Origin of the sequence: Priestia koreensis, from assembly GCF_022646885.1 — a bacterium.
Taxonomy (GTDB): domain Bacteria; phylum Bacillota; class Bacilli; order Bacillales; family Bacillaceae_H; genus Bacillus_AG; species Bacillus_AG koreensis_A.
Genome location: NZ_CP061868.1, coordinates 2,182,010 through 2,196,911 on the forward strand (window position 1 = coordinate 2,182,010; position 14,902 = coordinate 2,196,911).

Consider the following 14,902-nt stretch of genomic DNA (forward strand, 5'->3'; position numbering starts at 1 on the left):
AATAATGGAGGTAACTTATGGATCTCGATTGTTTATCTGTATTAGCTTAATAGGTTTTTGGTTATTGATATATTTCTTTATTTCTTTGTGCATAACTAACCTTTGAATTATTACAAATGATAAACAAACAAAAACCAAACATATTAGAATAACTGTTGCTTAAATGCTGCATCACTAAGCAATGATTAGGTGTATTAAGACGATACAATTACTGCTTGTTCAGTTGTACGAAAAGATAGTTTCTGCAATCATGAATGAAAATTTAGTAGGAAAACTCTTTTTCACGCATACAATGACAGCGGATATGGTTTGGTATCAATTTCATTAGTTGCAATAAGAGATCGGTACACTAGATACAAGGACTGCATGTTAGACTTTAAGACATCTAAAATTGATAAAGTATTTGAGTGACTTTTACAAGGAGAATAGTGGAATTTTGGGGAAAATCATATTTTTAATTGCAGTAGTAATTTTAGGTTTTGTTTGCACGTGGATCGCAATTTTTGGAAAAAAGAAAGATGTTAAATCTGCTGGTACAAGCATCCCAACAGATTTTGCGGACGTTTTTTTCATGATTTTGTATAGAATGTTCCCATCATTTTTGAGAAGAATAGTTTTATTCTTATTAGGTGCCGGTGGTGTAGTTTTCGCAATCTACGCATTGATTTATCTAAAATAGGCGAGCCCTCACTTCAAACAGCTTGCAAGATCGTTAAGTGGAGGATAGTTTAATAAATTACGCCTTACTTTGGTAACTCCTTTTTGAGGAATGTTGATATGAACAAACGCATGAAGTACACGCGTTATTTTATTGCTTTTCTAATACTGAGCGGAGGAAGGACTTCTGTTTCATTTGTTGCTGCCGGTTCAGTTGTAATAAAGGATGTTCCAAGTAATGTGCTTGTGGCTGGAAATCTAGGGAAAAAACTAAGAGATATTTAATTTCTCGTAATGTAATAATGTTTAAAAAGAACCAATTCAACTAATTGGTTCTTTTTGGGATGTGACACAATACGTTTGGGCGCGTCTTATCAACTTTAACGTAGTGGATGCGACCTTAGTTCTTCTTTGCGATCTCTCTTCACCTACCCCACCAAATTAGGTTATTTGTATTATGTATATTTATAGTATTTTATGTTGATTTTTAAATTCTTCTTCAAGCCTATCAAAGTATTTTAACTTTGTATGTACTTTCTCAAAAGCCTTATCCAATTGTACTTGTTGTTCTTTTAAGACTTCTAGATGATTAAATAAAATAGACCGTCTCAAGTCAAAAGTATCTTCACCGTTAACAGTAAGTGTGATGATTTCTCTAAGCTCATTGACTGGCATACCCGTTATCTTTAAACATCTAATAAATTCTAACCACCCAAGGTCTTCTTCTCGAAAAATACGATATCCATTTTCTCCTCTTTTTACAAAAGGTATTAACCCTTCTTTTTCATAAAATCTTATGGTATGAGACGGTATGTTCATCATCTTTGATACCTCATTAATATTATACTCTGTCATAAATCAAACCTCACTTATGAGTTTATTCTTGTATTGTGTTAACAGTATAAACATTAGAGTGTACTTTAACGCAAATGCTAAACCACCAAACAGGATATTAATGGAATATAACTAGGTATTAAAGCTTATTTTTAAGACTTTGAAGTATACTTCAAGGTTTATCATTCAATCCAATAGAGAAAGAAGTAGATTAGAAGCTTCGGCCAGACTTATCATTTTTCAACCTAAGGTTTTGGCAACCTGCAAAATCAAAGAACTTGTGATAACTATCAAATCTGTCTGGACTTTTCATAAATTTACCCTACTCTTACGGTTAGTACGGGTAGCGTTCAAAAACGAGAGGAGAATATTTTATGTCAGAAAAACGTCAACTTGCAATAATTACTGGAGCATCATCTGGACTTGGTCTTGAACTTGCAAAACAATTTGCACACAATGGTTACGATATAGCGATATCTGGATCAAGCGATCGAATTTTTGAAGCAGCTACGATTATTCGCGATCTAGGAGTAGAGGCTTATCCTCATAAAGCCGACGCGGCAAAGTACGATGGAGTCGAAGATTTTTGGAACTTTGTAAGTGAATTGAATCGGCCAATTGAAGCTGCCGTTCTTAACGTTGGTATAGGTCTTGGAGGAGCCTTTGCTGAAACAGACCTTGAGGATGAACTAAGGCTCATCTCTATTAACATCTCTGGTACAGTTCACATGGCAAAACGAGTAGTAAAACACATGCTTCCAAATGGTAGAGGTAAAATACTTATTGTTTCATCCATATCTGCGACGCAACCAACTCCTTATGAGACTGTGTACGGTCCATCAAAAGCATTTGGTTTTTCATTTGCAGAGTCTCTGCGTGAGGAGCTACGAGGAACAGGAGTTACGGTCACAGCTCTACTGCCTGGGGCAACAGATACGAATTTTCATTCGAATGCGGGAATGGATTCTAGTGAAATTGGCTCTTCAGAGAAAAATGATAAAGTTCTTGTTGCTAAACAGGGCTATGAAGCACTGATGAACGATGAAGATCATGTCATAGGCGGCGACGAAGAAACAAAACAGAAAGCTATAGAGAATCGAACTACTCCTGAGACAGTAAAAGCCGCTCGTCATGCTAAACAAGCGCGTCTGCAAGACTGAGTGTAATTTATCAAAAGTGCATCTCGCATACGATGTACGTAAAAATAAGAATTGATGAGTAAGCATATTCTTTAAGGGCTACACCTAATACACTGCTTTAAAGTAATAAACAAAACGATGCGGAGCAATAATCAAAGTCTAATTTCTCATTTCTGTTAATGAGAAATTAGGCTTTTTTGAGAGTTTCTTCATTATCAAATACGCTTAGTTGAAGTGCTAGAGAACGTCAAGATCATAAAGCAAAAGAGATCATCCTTTATGATGTTAAAAATGGGAAATGACTCAAATAAGCGCCTTCCACTTTATTAATTAGTAATCCGTATTCAAATTTGTTATTGATGTAATGAACAAATTTGTCTAAACTCTATCTATTCTTTAAACAGATTGGAGTTCGTATAGGATTATTAATTAAATGCCTTACTCGCTGCAATTGCGAGAAGTATGATGATCCCTGAACATACAATTGGTACTGCAAACAGAAGAAATGTGCGCCATGCGCTTTTTGAATGTTTCCATTCCTTTTCAAAAGAAGACCAACCACCTGTTAGGAACATACTCCAAAACAGACTACTCTTGTTCTTCTCCCCTTCTATTTGTTTCTGATCGGCATCTTTTTTTATCATGTATCCCCCACCCCTTGTAGAATTCCATGACTATAGTTAGAATTTTTCTTACAAGCATTTTCTTAATAATAATTGTTTATTTATGGTAAGTAAATTATTATCAGCAATCTAGACGAGAAAAAAAGAGTATCTAGCTCAGTTATGTCAAAGCATTGTGAAAAAATCCTACGTTCCATAGGACAAACTTGGTAAAGAAGAAATAGATTTAAAAATTTGTACAAGTAAGTAAAACCCCTCAAAAATGTACTTTATTTATCATTTCAATTAAAAAATAAGGTGCACTATAAATATAAATCTCCAGTCGGATTCCGGGGATTTTTACATATAGAGGATAAAAAGAAAAAATACAAAGAGATTTCGGAATGATCTGTTCCCTATAGAAATAAAGCACAAACAACCCACTGATGGATGACAGCGGGTTGTTTGTGCTTTTAATTTTAAAAACCTATCTAAGCTCCTGCCCCTCCGGCAGCTCCAGCTGGCTTTCTTTGACCTAGTTCCTGATCTAGAATAAAAATAGCCGCAGCATTGTTTTGGGCGAGCCGCAGGCGATCAACAATTGTTTGTGCCTGAGCTTCTTCGTCAACTTGTTCTCTCAAAAATTCTTGTATAATAATGAGTGTTTGCTGATCATTTACCTGGTTAACATACTCATAAGCTTTACGATAAGAATTCGTTACAAATTTTTCATGTTCTAATACTCGTTGAAATGTTTCTAATGGTGTACCATACTCACTTGGCTGTGCTGGCAAAGCACTTAATTCAACGGTGCCTCCGCGATCAACTAAATAATCAATCAGTTTTAACATATGCGTCCTTTCCTCTGCTGATTGAAGTCGTAGCCAGTTACCCATCCCTCTATAATTCAATTTATTCATGTAGTTTGACATGGCTAGGTACAAGGTTGATGACACGTGTTCAATTTGAATTAAATTATTGATTAATGTTTGAACTTGCTCGTTAATCATTGTGGCTTTCCCTCCCCATACTTTTACAATTTAAATTCACTGTCATATTATTCGAATGTATTATTAGACATTCATAAACTGTTGAGGAAGTACTAGATAAATATCTAGATTTACATTTGTAGTGCGCTGTTTATGACGTTATAAAAATTTTACACTTGTAGATAAAACAGCTAGTACGTTAAGTGTTAGTCACATGATGAATATATCTGCAACTATCTATTTGTTTCACTTATCATCACCAAAAATAATAAAGTTGAACTAGGAATTAATCCAATCATTCTAGAATAGTACGAAGGTAAATGTAATAAATGGGGGGACTAATTTGGTATTTGTTGCAATATATACGGTTGGTAGACTAAAGCATTCAAATGAACATCCCGCCTCTCGTGAGTTTTTTGAAGTGGGGCATGAGGTAATTAAACAGGCTATTAAAACTGGCCACCTTTTAAAAGAATTTTCGCCTAATCGAGTACGTTTGCCTGAGAAATTTATTAAAGAAGAAGGAGAACGTATTCTCACCCTAACAGTGTGGAAAAGCATTCAATCCCTATATGGTTTTACCTATTCAGATCAACACATGAAAGCTCTTGGAAGTAGAAACAAGTGGTTTGGATCTCTTGAAGAAAGACAGCCTAATTATGTAGTGTGGTGGACCGATAAGGTGACAGATGTTTCATGGAGAGAAGCTTTTAAGAGGTATGATTTCTATATTCAAAATGGACCAACTCCTTTTGCATTTGACTTCAAGCACGTATTTGATGAATTTGGTGAGAGATCCGAACTTAAATGACAGGGATAATTTCCACACTTTGAATTGGAAGCAGGTCCTTATTCGTTTAATAAGTGTTGCAACATCAAAAAAACGTGTTAAAAAAGATCTTCTGATGATCCTTAGTTTCTCCTCTTCCCTCTTGATCGAGGAGAGACTTTTCCGTTTTCAAGAATTTACGTATCTTCGACATCACGGATGAATAGCGCTTTTCTAGCATACTAATTCCCAAAGTATGCTTCTGAGGGTTGTTTATGGTGGTATCTGTCACAGCTTGAGTCAATCTGCTATGATAATAGAGAAATTAATTGATAGCGATTACATAACGAAGGAGGATCTTTATGGGATCACGAATTATGCACGCCATTATCGGCTACAAGGTCATGGCAAATTTACATATTGAAGATAACTATTCTTTTTTGGTAGGAAGTATTGCTCCTGATGCGGTGTTTGAGTCCGAACTAAAAGCCGCCTCTCACTTTTTTGTTGGGAATGAAGCCGATTTTTCAAGAAGTGTTGATTATGAAGGATTTCTAAAAAAATATGATTTCTATCTGCCTCAGCATCAAGATTATCTATTAGGCTACTATACTCATTTAATTGCGGATGACATTTGGCTACGAGGTTTTTATCTTCCATGGCTAAGAAACCGTATGCAAGCAGAGCACCAAATTCATTCCATGTATCATCGAGATTTTCAATTATTAAATAGTAAACTTCTCCATCATTATGAGCTGAGTGATCATTTGCAATCTCTTTTTGAACTGAATAAGGTCATTCCAAATTTGGACGAAGTACCTTTTGAACGAGTGAAAGAATTTATTCCCTTTGTAGTAAATGATATGACCGATTCGCTTTCTTCACTTACTGAAGAACTACAGGTATTTACCTTTGAGCAAATTATAGGTTATGTAGAAACATCTGTTGAGGTGGCAACCCTTCGGATAAAATTACAATCAGAGAAAATAAGCTCTTCATGCTAAAAACAAAGCGAGTGATCATTGAGGAGACGTCATAATCAACATTGACCATTAACTTTAAGTGTGAAGATATTTCGATCGGAAATTCATCGCTTATATTTATGTGTTCACACAACTGAGGTTGGATTCACAATTCCATTAGAAACGGAGTAAGACCACATGATTGAAACATTTGTTCAGTATATGACTAAATTACAGCGCGAACGAACTATACGAGTTTACGTGCCAAATAACTACGAGTATTCGACCAAAAGCTATCCCGTGTTGTATATGCACGATGCTCAAAACTTGTATGATGACGATCAATCCTTTTTTGGTTCCAGTTGGCGTATGGAAGATTGTTTAGAAAAAAGTGGCCTGGAACTAATTGTAGTTGGTATTGATTGTAACCCAGAAGGAACAAAGCGCTCGGATGAATTAACGCCCTGGATCATTAGAAAAGATATTAATAAAGGGCTGTCTATTGATGAAGCCATCGATGTAGGTGGAGAAGGTGACGCCTACCTTGATTTTATCGTTCACGAATTAAAACCCTACATTGACAGCACTTATCGCACCATTCAAAGCGATACCGCAATGGCCGGAAGTTCATCAGGTGGTGTCATTTCGACTTATGCGATGTGTCGATACCCAAGCATTTTCACTCGGGTCGCTGCTCTTTCGAATGCGTATTGGTTATGTCAGCAAGAGATTGAAACGCTTTTAGAAGAAAGTGACCTATCTGATGTAAAACGCTTTTATTTTGACGTGGGAACGAACGAGCAAACCGCTACTTTCGGCTCTGATGTGTACCTCCATTCAAATCGTTCTGTGAAAGAATTGCTAGATCGTACGGATGTACCGCACCGTTTTGACATTATTGAAGACGCGGTTCATAATGAAATCGCATGGCGAGAGCGCTTTCCTGCTATTCTGCGTTACTTGTATGAAAAATAAGAAGAGGGAGATGGAACAAACTAGTTCCGCCTCCCTCTTTCTATAAAACGAACATACTTTTTTTTTATAAGTTCATGTTACTACGGTTAAACTAAAAGTAAGTTTTTGTGAAATGAATGTTATTGCTGAAAGCTCTCTTCTAAATTCCCATCGAGATAAATAAAATTGTGTTTACCTTCCGTGAATCCTTCCACAGAAACAATGTGTCCGTTTTTTTCGTAGGTAGGTATTTCTTCAATATCACCTTTTAATTTAATTTTTTTCCATCCAGCACGAGTAATGGCAATTTTGTATCGACTCGGCAATCCGTAATTGTCCATGAGGTCTGGCCCCCACTCATATTTTTCAAAGTTACTCTTCTTTTCTCCTTTTACCCACACTGCATGATTAGGAACTGGAAAGTCACCGTTATATTTAGAATTCCCATAATTCATAGGAAACAGGTCAATTCTGTAACACCACACGCTAATTACAACGACAAGCAGTACATAAAAAGTAATCCACCCAAATTTTTGTTTCTTGTTCATCTTTCTTCTCCTTACTTCACTAAATCATGATGATAACCATTCCAATTTTAACTTATAAACCCTCTTTTTTACAAAGATAAATAATACACATACTCAACAAGTAGAAAAGAATCTTGATCATTCTTTGAGGAAAGGAGGCATTTATTTGTATGGATACTCCCATTTCTAAGGTATATATTTACCTTCAAATCTTCATAAAAAGAAAATTTGAAATAAAACGTGACAAAGTTTCACAAGGAATTCGTTTAGTCATCCCCGAATATTATGTAGACAAAAGTGCAAATGGAGGAATTTTTTTGGCTTTTATTGCAATATATACAGTTGGTAGGTTAAAGAATCCAAATGAACATCCTGCCTCTCGGGAGTTTTTTGAAGTGGGACAGGAGGTAATTAAACAGGCTGCTAAGACTGGACATCTTATAAAAGAATTTTCACCGAATCGAGTACTTTTTCCTGAGAAAACCATTCAAGGAGAAGGAGAACCTATTCTAACATTAACAGTATGGAAGAACCTTCAATCTTTATATCGTTTCACCTATTCAGGTCAACATATGCAAGCCTTAAAAAACAGAAACAAGTGGTTTGGCTCTCTTCAAGAGAGACAACCTAACTATGTGGTATGGTGGACGGATAAGGTAACGGATGTTTCATGGAAAGAAGCTTTCAAGAGATACGACTTCTATATTCAAAATGGACCAAGTCCTTTTGCATTTGACTTTAAGCACGTATTTAATGAATTTGGTGAGAGATTCGAACTTAAGTAACAGAGGTAGTTTTCTGCCTTAAATAGGAGCGAAGTATGTCCTAATTTGATTAATGACTATGATAGACTCCCTTGTATTTAGCTTGCTACTTCGGACAAGTAGATAGGGCAAGGTTGTTATTATCATTAAGAACTGATATTCATACTAAGGGGAAATCCAATGGTTCATTTACTTACTCACTATTTACATAATTAATAGTATGAGCTGATTTCCTATTTTCGAGACGTAAACAGTCGCTGTTTCTTTATAGGAAACATGCAGATTTAAAACCGCCAATTATAATTATTTAACCAATAAACATAACGAGATAATTCGTATACTCATCTACAGTATTATTTGGGGTGAATATGAAAAATGGAGGTTTTCCCATGATTATAGAGGGGTTGTATGAAGCTCACTTACCAGTAAGCGACTTAAAACGTTCGATCGATTTTTATCGTGATCTGGGTCTTGAATTCGACCATATGATTAAAGATAAAGTCGCCTTTTTATGGATTGTGAAAGATAAAAGTTGGCTGGGGTTGTGGAAAGCAGAACAGGTAACACTTGACTATCACCCTTCCATCAAACATATAGCGTTTCAAGTATCGATAGAGGGATTAAAACAATCTGTTAACTGGATTAAAAGTAAAGGATATGAGCCTAGACAAGCATTTGGTTTTGAACCTGTTGAACCCTTTGTCATACCTCATAACGATTATGCTCATGCTAAAATTCATTTCAATGATCCTGACAACAATAGCCTAGAATTTATCTGCAAAATGGCCAATCCTAAACAGCTAACAGAAAAAATGTATTTGAGTGCGTGGGACGAAGCAAATAAGTGAAGATGACGTGTAATTATTGAACTCTTTAATCGTTAATGTCGCATGTTCAATGATCATTTTTTATCACCCTCTATTTAAAAAACGTCTAATTCCTTCAATTGTATAATCGTGATCCATTTGGGATGTGAGTCCTGCTACTGTAAGGGTTCCAATCACACCAATTCCTTTTACACGAATAGGAAATGCCCCGCCTACTGCTTGATAATCAGCAGAGGGAAGCAGAGAACTTTCATCATGAGTCGTTCCTTCTCCTTCAAATCTAGCAGCAATAAAATGAGAGCTTTTGTTATAGTGATCCACTACGCGCTTTTTGCGGTAGAGCCAAAATACATTCTCCTCCGATGCCCCCTCCATCAGATGAGTAAATAAAGGGACACGATTTCGCTCAATATGAACAGCGACTGATGTCCCCTGTTCCTTTGCGTAATTGACGACAATCGTACCCAGCTCCAGTGCATCATCATTCGTAAATGTTTCAAACTGTAACTGTTCTTCTAAACGTTCTAGTTCATTCAAATTCATGCGTATAATCTCCCTTAAAATAAATGTTGTTTTTTATCTAATTTATAATTAACTACGGCCAAAATGAACGCAAATGCCGCCATGATAGCGCCAATCCACGCTGTATCTAGATAGGTTAGATGAGTAACGGCTAGTCCCCCTAGTGCAGATCCAGAGGCAATTCCTACATTAAACGCAGATATATTTAACGCAGAAGCGATATCCTTTGCTGATGGTACTAACTTTTCAGCAAGTGTTAAAATATAGGCTTGAACACCAGGTGACATCATAAATGCGAATAGCCCCATTAAGACAATTCCTACTATACTTAATTTTTTACTTGGTAATAAAATCATCTCAAGCAGTAGTACGATCCCTTGGAGTACAAATACAACCCGTAGTGCACGTACTGGATGTTGATTTGCAATCTTTCCTCCTACTATATTCCCGATTGCTACAGCCACTCCGTATATTAAGAGCAATAAGGTAATGGTTTTGGAAGAATAGCCGCTTACTTCACGGAGAATCGGATCTAGATAGGTGAACAAAGAAAATGTCCCTCCAAAACCTAATGCTGTCATTAATAAAGCAAGTAGAATGCGTTTATTTTTAATCAACTCCCCTACATTCTTTAACGTTGGCGGAGCTGATTGATTTTCCACTTTTTCAACTGCAAGCATCGTGACGATAAGCGCAACAAATCCTAAACCAGCCACTACGGCGAATGTAGCACGCCATCCTAAGCTCTGCCCAATGTACGTTCCCAACGGAACTCCTGCAATGGTCGCTACGGTTAATCCCGTGAACATGATGGAAATGGCACTTGCCTTTTTATTTTCGGGCACACTATCCGTCGCTACTGTAGCCGCAATGGCAAAAAATACACCATGAGCAATGGCCGTAATCACACGTGAAGCTAGTAACACTTCGTAAGTGGCTGACAAAGCGGATAGCACATTTCCTATAATGAAGACACTCATTAAAATGAGTAAAAATCCTTTTTTAGGAATACGCCCTGTAAGAGCTGTGACAATGGGCGTTCCGACCGCAATAGCAATGGCATATCCCGAGATTAACGTTCCCGCTTTCGTAACCGATATAGATAAATCATCGGCAACTGTCTGAAGCAATCCTACGATGACAAACTCTGTTGTTCCAATAGCAAATGCGCTGACCGCTAAAGCAAATAAAGCGATATAGACTTTAGTTGTCATTTCTTTCATTTTTTACCCCTCCTCAATCTTGATACTTCTATGACAGCATGTTCGACACGTAAGAGCTGCACTGAATTATTTTTTTACTCAAGGACTTATCCATCTTTTTAGGTAAACGTGCTGTCGGACCTGAGATGGCAATAGCGGCTATTACCCCCTCATCTGTTAGAATAGGCGCTGCAATACAGCGTAACCCTACTTCTGTTTCTTCATCATCAATCGCATAGCCTTGCATGCGAATAACCTTCAAGTGTTCTTTTAATAAATGCAAGTCCACAAAGCTATTTTTAGTCTGTTGAATAAGCTCTAAATCCTTTAAAACACCTTCTAGCTTCTTCTCATCTAAAAAAGCAAGGATCACTTTTCCTAGAGCGCTAAGGTGAACCGGCGCTTGATCCCCGACCTCCGAGTGGGCGCGTACAGAATGAGGTCCGTCTATCACTTGAGCCGTTACGACATTTGTTCCATATAAAATTCCAACGTAAGATGTTTCTCCTACCTCCTGACTCAGCTGTTGTAAAGGAGGTACGGATAACCAGTTTGTTTTTATACTATAAGAAGTGGACAAAGAAGCCATCTTATTAGTAAGGCTGTAATAATGATTAACTTTCTTAATATATCCCATCATCTCGAGCGTATAAAGAAGTCGAAAAGCGGTTGATTTATTAAAAGAAAATGTTTGAATAACGTCCTGCAATGTCATATCTTGATTTTGTAAACCATCTAAAATAATGAGCCCTTTTTTTAAAGTAGCTACTTCATATTGCTTCAACATACATCCCTTCTTTCGTAAGATCTTACGTTGCTTATAGTAATGTCCTGGATACGTAAGATCAACTATTGATAAAAAATTTCTATTATCGAAACTTTTTAAGGGTATAAATCAACAGCCAATAGAAAAAATCTTATACGCTAAACGTCTCTCACATTCATAAATATGAAAAGGAGTTTATGCTTTCTTCGTCGTCAACCTCCGACTTGCAAGATTAAATTCCATATGTATTATTTTGAGTATATTCTGTCCTTTCATTCCTTGTTTGGACATAGTAGCGCGCAGTTACCTAGACTCACTACTTCAACTAATTAATAAACATAAATAACACGTTCTATATTCAATATAGAACGTGTTATTTGTATAAACTATTTATGCCGAATTAGACAGTGGAACCACGTATAAAAACATCAATTAAACAGCTTGATAAAAATGTCTGTTTTTATTTCTTTATCTGTTTTATAGTATTTTTCATCAATTTTAAGGATCTTTCCGAATACGGTAATGATCGTCACTTTTTTATTTCCATCGCTTAGTTTCAGACGATAATTGTATCCTTTTACGGCTGCTTTTTTAATTGGCTTCATTTTAATGTCATTTAAGTACTTTTACTTTCTCCTATAAACTTCTCTAACTTATTTGAAAAAGAATGGTATAATCTTCATTGATTTGAATTGTTTAGTGGTTACATAGGCAAACTGAATCAATCTATTCAAAACAAAATAAAAAAGGGAGTAACATTTTATGAACAAAATTGCATTTCTTTTCACACTTCTTTCTTTAACTCTTTCTGTTGCCGTTCGCTCGGTTCTTCGTGCAAACGGTATTCATACTTTTATAAGCGAAAGTGTAATTGGACAACTATTAATCTTCTTGGTCATTCAATTATCGCTTTTGTTCATGTTTAAAAAGAAGTTCGGAAGGCCAACACATTAATTCAAAATATACGTAGATCCCAAATTGAAGCAATTGATAAATAAAAAGCAGACGCACATGCGAGTACGTCTGCTTTTTCCAAGGTCAATAAATTTCTATCCACTACAATCACACCATTTAGATATTAATCTATATAATTTTTCAACATCCGCTTTTTATAAATGTTTTGACATAATCTATGTTAAGAAAAAGCGGTTCTTTGGGGTAACTAGTATAGTGGAACGCTTCCTTCACTTTACTCATCATCCCAGTCATCTTCTTCTGATATCATGACAATAAATTCCCGCAAATTAGGTGCATATTCTTCTATTTCTCCATCTTCGTGATACCAAATATAAATTTCATCCCCCATTCGTCCATCGCAAACTTTCATGCACAAACAATCTCCTGATCCATCATCACCGATTGCAATAAGATCTTTCGACATGTAATCTACTCTAACTTCTCCATTTTGCCTTACGATATCATCCCACGTTTTCTTGAGATTTGTAGGATCTTTGATAGGGTAAAGTACCCAATCACCTATTTCAGGATTATTGACGACTTTAAAAAGTTCTTTGTACTGTTTTGGAAAAGTGACACCTAATTGTTTTTCCGCTTCCTTTATAGCCGCTTCTCCTATTCCTGGTTTCATGTTGTTCAATAAATCTTTGATATCTTCCATAGGAATCAAACCTTTTATGTTGTTTATTAGAATGGCTACTAAAGATGGTTGTAAGAACATCTTTGGTATAGTGGTTTATCTTAAATAAGAACGAATTGACTTTAAAAAGCTTCGGTTAAAGAACTGTCTCTCCTGCTACTGCACATTCATCTATCATAAAGAATGGAGAACGTTACTGTAAAAAGAGGTCACTCTTTTCTAGTTCTCTTTGCTCATTTATGATGAACGCAGTTGAATACCCTTTTAGTATAAAGCTATACTAATAGTGTTACACAAAATTTACCATAACATGAAGGTGCTGAATATGATAAAAAAACGATGGATAACCCTTCTGCTACTCACAATAATGATGGTAACAGGTTGTCAAAAGAAAATAGACGGATTAGATCAGCATATGGTGGAAGAAAAAGCAAAAAGCGCTGCCGTAGACTATTTAAAAAAGAAAAAGAAAATTGATTTTGTGGTAGATGAATATGAATTTTTAGATACAACGGCTACCTCAACGGTCGTTGTTCACGGGCATGAAAAAGGGAAAAAGAAAAACCAATTCGGTGTCTTCGTTAATTATAGAAACAACTTTAAAGTCGGTATGATTGGGTCTGGTAAAGTCGAAAGCAATAATTAAATGGCATACTAAAACGGCAGTAGCACTTAAATACGCTGCCGTTTTTTTTGTTGCACATGTTATCTAATGATTATTATTAAGAAACAACTAACACTCTAATATTAGATAGAGTGTTAGTTGTTGAAGATCACTCTTCTAATCCCCAATCATTGTAGGTGTATGTTTTGTTTTCATCTATCGGCTTATAATCTTTACAAAAATCAAGAAGCTTTCGACTTCTTACAGCAAAAGATGGATCTTGTTTAGAGAAAATATCAACCACATCGTTTTTATCTACAAGAGTCTTATCTTTTAAGCGAAAGATCTCATTTTCTACATCCCCAAATGGATTAAAATTACCGTGCCGGCAAGACTGACAGCACACAACTTTCACATTGGTTGGCAGTTCTTTCTGTAGGTATTTCACTGCATATTCAATTGAATCACATGACTCAGATTGAATAAATTGGTGATTTATATGTAGTTGAAACTGAACACTGTGAATCTCTTCTTCTAGCTGCTTATAAACCATTTTAGTTGGTATAACCATAATGCTTCCGCCTATGTCATAGTGTACATGTATAATATCTTCTTTCAATCAGTAATCCTCCTAATAAATAGTCATACGAATGAGTTTTCAAACAATTCCTTTTTCTCTTCTTTAGATAGTCCCGTAAAAAACTTTTTATGTACTCTCAATTCCTTCTCTTTTTTAGGGAATGTCCTCTTCAACCAAGTTACTGCCATTGGTGTATGTTCAGGTTGGGCGTTCACCTTTTCTAAAAACCATTCATATTGCTTTACTATTTCATCAGTTAAAAGATTTGTATCTTTGTTTCTGCTTTTATAATCGAGTTTCGCTAATTCGATTGCTGCAATAGAACCATTAATCTTCTTTACTACTCCAATTTCAGAAGGCATCCGCTCGTTGTATAGAGATACAAAATAATAGATATAATGTGGCAACCTAAAAAGTCCCTTTTTTGTGTCTTTGCTATTAGCTATATAAAGCCAATCTCCCTTGTTCGCATAACAATTAAAGTCGGCATCCTTAATCGCCATTAGCATTTTATCGTACTCTTTCATAATACACCTCTTTTCTCACACATAATTATTATGACCAATACTCATATAGGAAATTTTGATAGCCTCAGTCTATCATAGTT

The 14,902-nt window shown here is 35.8% G+C and carries 21 protein-coding genes; 10 read left to right on the plus strand and 11 right to left on the minus strand.

Annotated elements, in window-relative coordinates; genetic code table 11:
• The first annotated feature begins 436 nt into the window (after positions 1-436).
• Both IE339_RS10985 and IE339_RS10990 read left to right on the plus strand, forming a co-directional pair.
• Positions 437-679, plus strand: coding sequence for a hypothetical protein (locus IE339_RS10985; RefSeq protein ID WP_242175937.1), 243 nt, complete (start codon positions 437-439; stop codon positions 677-679).
• A 98-nt stretch (positions 680-777) separates the two neighbouring features.
• Entirely contained in the window at positions 778-942 is a 165-nt protein-coding gene (locus IE339_RS10990; protein ID WP_242175938.1) for a hypothetical protein, read from the plus strand.
• A gap of 180 nt (positions 943-1,122) precedes the next feature.
• On the opposite strand, the gene IE339_RS10995 is transcribed toward IE339_RS10990, so the two are convergent.
• A complete protein-coding gene (locus IE339_RS10995; protein ID WP_242175939.1) occupies positions 1,123-1,512 on the minus strand; it encodes a MerR family transcriptional regulator in 390 nt (129 codons plus the stop codon).
• A gap of 353 nt (positions 1,513-1,865) precedes the next feature.
• Between IE339_RS10995 and IE339_RS11000 the strand changes: the two genes are divergently transcribed.
• The gene (locus tag IE339_RS11000) at positions 1,866-2,651 is read left to right on the plus strand and encodes an SDR family NAD(P)-dependent oxidoreductase (protein ID WP_242175940.1); all 786 of its coding nucleotides are present in this window, start codon (positions 1,866-1,868) and stop codon (positions 2,649-2,651) included.
• Positions 2,652-3,055: 404 nt separating this feature from the next.
• On the opposite strand, the gene IE339_RS11005 is transcribed toward IE339_RS11000, so the two are convergent.
• Both IE339_RS11005 and IE339_RS11010 read right to left on the minus strand, forming a co-directional pair.
• On the minus strand, positions 3,056-3,274 hold the full coding sequence (locus IE339_RS11005; protein WP_242175941.1) for a hypothetical protein: 219 nt from the start codon (positions 3,272-3,274) through the stop codon (positions 3,056-3,058).
• 449 nt (positions 3,275-3,723) lie between these two features.
• A complete protein-coding gene (locus IE339_RS11010; protein WP_242176167.1) occupies positions 3,724-4,239 on the minus strand; it encodes a ferritin in 516 nt (171 codons plus the stop codon).
• Between the two features lie 325 nt (positions 4,240-4,564).
• Between IE339_RS11010 and IE339_RS11015 the strand changes: the two genes are divergently transcribed.
• The 3 genes from IE339_RS11015 (at position 4,565) to IE339_RS11025 (ending at position 6,927) form a co-directional block, all read left to right on the plus strand.
• A complete protein-coding gene (locus IE339_RS11015) occupies positions 4,565-5,032 on the plus strand; it encodes a DUF3291 domain-containing protein (protein ID WP_242175943.1) in 468 nt (155 codons plus the stop codon).
• A gap of 320 nt (positions 5,033-5,352) precedes the next feature.
• A complete protein-coding gene (locus IE339_RS11020) occupies positions 5,353-5,994 on the plus strand; it encodes a hydrolase (protein ID WP_242175944.1) in 642 nt (213 codons plus the stop codon).
• A 156-nt stretch (positions 5,995-6,150) separates the two neighbouring features.
• A complete protein-coding gene (locus IE339_RS11025) occupies positions 6,151-6,927 on the plus strand; it encodes an alpha/beta hydrolase (RefSeq protein ID WP_242175945.1) in 777 nt (258 codons plus the stop codon).
• Positions 6,928-7,046: 119 nt separating this feature from the next.
• Here IE339_RS11025 and IE339_RS11030 read toward each other — a convergent pair whose 3' ends face one another.
• A complete protein-coding gene (locus IE339_RS11030) occupies positions 7,047-7,454 on the minus strand; it encodes a hypothetical protein (protein WP_242175946.1) in 408 nt (135 codons plus the stop codon).
• Positions 7,455-7,603: 149 nt separating this feature from the next.
• On the opposite strand from IE339_RS11030, the gene IE339_RS11035 reads away from it, so the two are divergent.
• Both IE339_RS11035 and IE339_RS11040 read left to right on the plus strand, forming a co-directional pair.
• On the plus strand, positions 7,604-8,218 hold the full coding sequence (locus IE339_RS11035; RefSeq protein ID WP_242175947.1) for a DUF3291 domain-containing protein: 615 nt from the start codon (positions 7,604-7,606) through the stop codon (positions 8,216-8,218).
• Between the two features lie 371 nt (positions 8,219-8,589).
• Positions 8,590-9,045, plus strand: coding sequence for a VOC family protein (locus IE339_RS11040; RefSeq protein ID WP_242176168.1), 456 nt, complete (start codon positions 8,590-8,592; stop codon positions 9,043-9,045).
• A gap of 63 nt (positions 9,046-9,108) precedes the next feature.
• Here the strand turns inward: IE339_RS11040 and IE339_RS11045 are convergent, their stop codons facing one another.
• From IE339_RS11045 to IE339_RS11060, 4 genes are all read right to left on the minus strand, one after another.
• Entirely contained in the window at positions 9,109-9,567 is a 459-nt protein-coding gene (locus IE339_RS11045) for a heme-degrading domain-containing protein (RefSeq protein WP_242175948.1), read from the minus strand.
• A gap of 14 nt (positions 9,568-9,581) precedes the next feature.
• The gene (locus tag IE339_RS11050) at positions 9,582-10,769 is read right to left on the minus strand and encodes an MFS transporter (protein ID WP_242175949.1); all 1,188 of its coding nucleotides are present in this window, start codon (positions 10,767-10,769) and stop codon (positions 9,582-9,584) included.
• Between the two features lie 28 nt (positions 10,770-10,797).
• Positions 10,798-11,535 carry an IclR family transcriptional regulator gene (locus IE339_RS11055; RefSeq protein WP_242175950.1) on the minus strand — a complete coding sequence of 246 codons (738 nt, stop codon included), beginning with the start codon at positions 11,533-11,535 and terminating at the stop codon, positions 10,798-10,800.
• Positions 11,536-11,942: 407 nt separating this feature from the next.
• Entirely contained in the window at positions 11,943-12,119 is a 177-nt protein-coding gene (locus tag IE339_RS11060) for a hypothetical protein (RefSeq protein ID WP_242175951.1), read from the minus strand.
• A gap of 157 nt (positions 12,120-12,276) precedes the next feature.
• Between IE339_RS11060 and IE339_RS11065 the strand changes: the two genes are divergently transcribed.
• Entirely contained in the window at positions 12,277-12,468 is a 192-nt protein-coding gene (locus IE339_RS11065; protein ID WP_242175952.1) for a hypothetical protein, read from the plus strand.
• Positions 12,469-12,703: 235 nt separating this feature from the next.
• On the opposite strand, the gene IE339_RS11070 is transcribed toward IE339_RS11065, so the two are convergent.
• On the minus strand, positions 12,704-13,132 hold the full coding sequence (locus IE339_RS11070) for an SMI1/KNR4 family protein (protein WP_242175953.1): 429 nt from the start codon (positions 13,130-13,132) through the stop codon (positions 12,704-12,706).
• A 304-nt stretch (positions 13,133-13,436) separates the two neighbouring features.
• Here IE339_RS11070 and IE339_RS11075 point away from each other — a divergent pair, with 304 nt between their 5' ends.
• The gene (locus tag IE339_RS11075; protein WP_242175954.1) at positions 13,437-13,757 is read left to right on the plus strand and encodes a hypothetical protein; all 321 of its coding nucleotides are present in this window, start codon (positions 13,437-13,439) and stop codon (positions 13,755-13,757) included.
• Between the two features lie 127 nt (positions 13,758-13,884).
• Here the strand turns inward: IE339_RS11075 and IE339_RS11080 are convergent, their stop codons facing one another.
• Both IE339_RS11080 and IE339_RS11085 read right to left on the minus strand, forming a co-directional pair.
• Positions 13,885-14,334 (minus strand): hypothetical protein, encoded by a 450-nt coding sequence (locus tag IE339_RS11080; protein ID WP_242175956.1) that lies wholly within the window; start codon positions 14,332-14,334, stop codon positions 13,885-13,887.
• 23 nt (positions 14,335-14,357) lie between these two features.
• Positions 14,358-14,822 carry a hypothetical protein gene (locus IE339_RS11085; RefSeq protein WP_242175957.1) on the minus strand — a complete coding sequence of 155 codons (465 nt, stop codon included), beginning with the start codon at positions 14,820-14,822 and terminating at the stop codon, positions 14,358-14,360.
• Between the last annotated feature and the right edge of the window lie 80 nt (positions 14,823-14,902).

What these genes read in the sequence shown, in the direction of transcription:
- IE339_RS11005 (WP_242175941.1), bottom strand. Translation starts at nt 3,274, where the DNA reads ATGATAAAAAAAGATGCCGATCAGAAACAAATAGAAGGGGAGAAGAAC.
- IE339_RS11085 (WP_242175957.1), bottom strand. Translation starts at nt 14,822, where the DNA reads ATGAAAGAGTACGATAAAATGCTAATGGCGATTAAGGATGCCGACTTT.
- IE339_RS11075 (WP_242175954.1), top strand. Translation starts at nt 13,437, where the DNA reads ATGATAAAAAAACGATGGATAACCCTTCTGCTACTCACAATAATGATG.
- IE339_RS11035 (WP_242175947.1), top strand. Translation starts at nt 7,604, where the DNA reads ATGGATACTCCCATTTCTAAGGTATATATTTACCTTCAAATCTTCATA.
- IE339_RS11060 (WP_242175951.1), bottom strand. Translation starts at nt 12,119, where the DNA reads ATGAAGCCAATTAAAAAAGCAGCCGTAAAAGGATACAATTATCGTCTG.
- IE339_RS11050 (WP_242175949.1), bottom strand. Translation starts at nt 10,769, where the DNA reads ATGAAAGAAATGACAACTAAAGTCTATATCGCTTTATTTGCTTTAGCG.
- IE339_RS11030 (WP_242175946.1), bottom strand. Translation starts at nt 7,454, where the DNA reads ATGAACAAGAAACAAAAATTTGGGTGGATTACTTTTTATGTACTGCTT.
- IE339_RS11045 (WP_242175948.1), bottom strand. Translation starts at nt 9,567, where the DNA reads ATGAATTTGAATGAACTAGAACGTTTAGAAGAACAGTTACAGTTTGAA.
- IE339_RS11055 (WP_242175950.1), bottom strand. Translation starts at nt 11,535, where the DNA reads ATGTTGAAGCAATATGAAGTAGCTACTTTAAAAAAAGGGCTCATTATT.
- IE339_RS10995 (WP_242175939.1), bottom strand. Translation starts at nt 1,512, where the DNA reads ATGACAGAGTATAATATTAATGAGGTATCAAAGATGATGAACATACCG.
- IE339_RS11000 (WP_242175940.1), top strand. Translation starts at nt 1,866, where the DNA reads ATGTCAGAAAAACGTCAACTTGCAATAATTACTGGAGCATCATCTGGA.
- IE339_RS10990 (WP_242175938.1), top strand. Translation starts at nt 778, where the DNA reads ATGAACAAACGCATGAAGTACACGCGTTATTTTATTGCTTTTCTAATA.
- IE339_RS11025 (WP_242175945.1), top strand. Translation starts at nt 6,151, where the DNA reads ATGATTGAAACATTTGTTCAGTATATGACTAAATTACAGCGCGAACGA.
- IE339_RS11065 (WP_242175952.1), top strand. Translation starts at nt 12,277, where the DNA reads ATGAACAAAATTGCATTTCTTTTCACACTTCTTTCTTTAACTCTTTCT.
- IE339_RS11020 (WP_242175944.1), top strand. Translation starts at nt 5,353, where the DNA reads ATGGGATCACGAATTATGCACGCCATTATCGGCTACAAGGTCATGGCA.
- IE339_RS11070 (WP_242175953.1), bottom strand. Translation starts at nt 13,132, where the DNA reads ATGGAAGATATCAAAGATTTATTGAACAACATGAAACCAGGAATAGGA.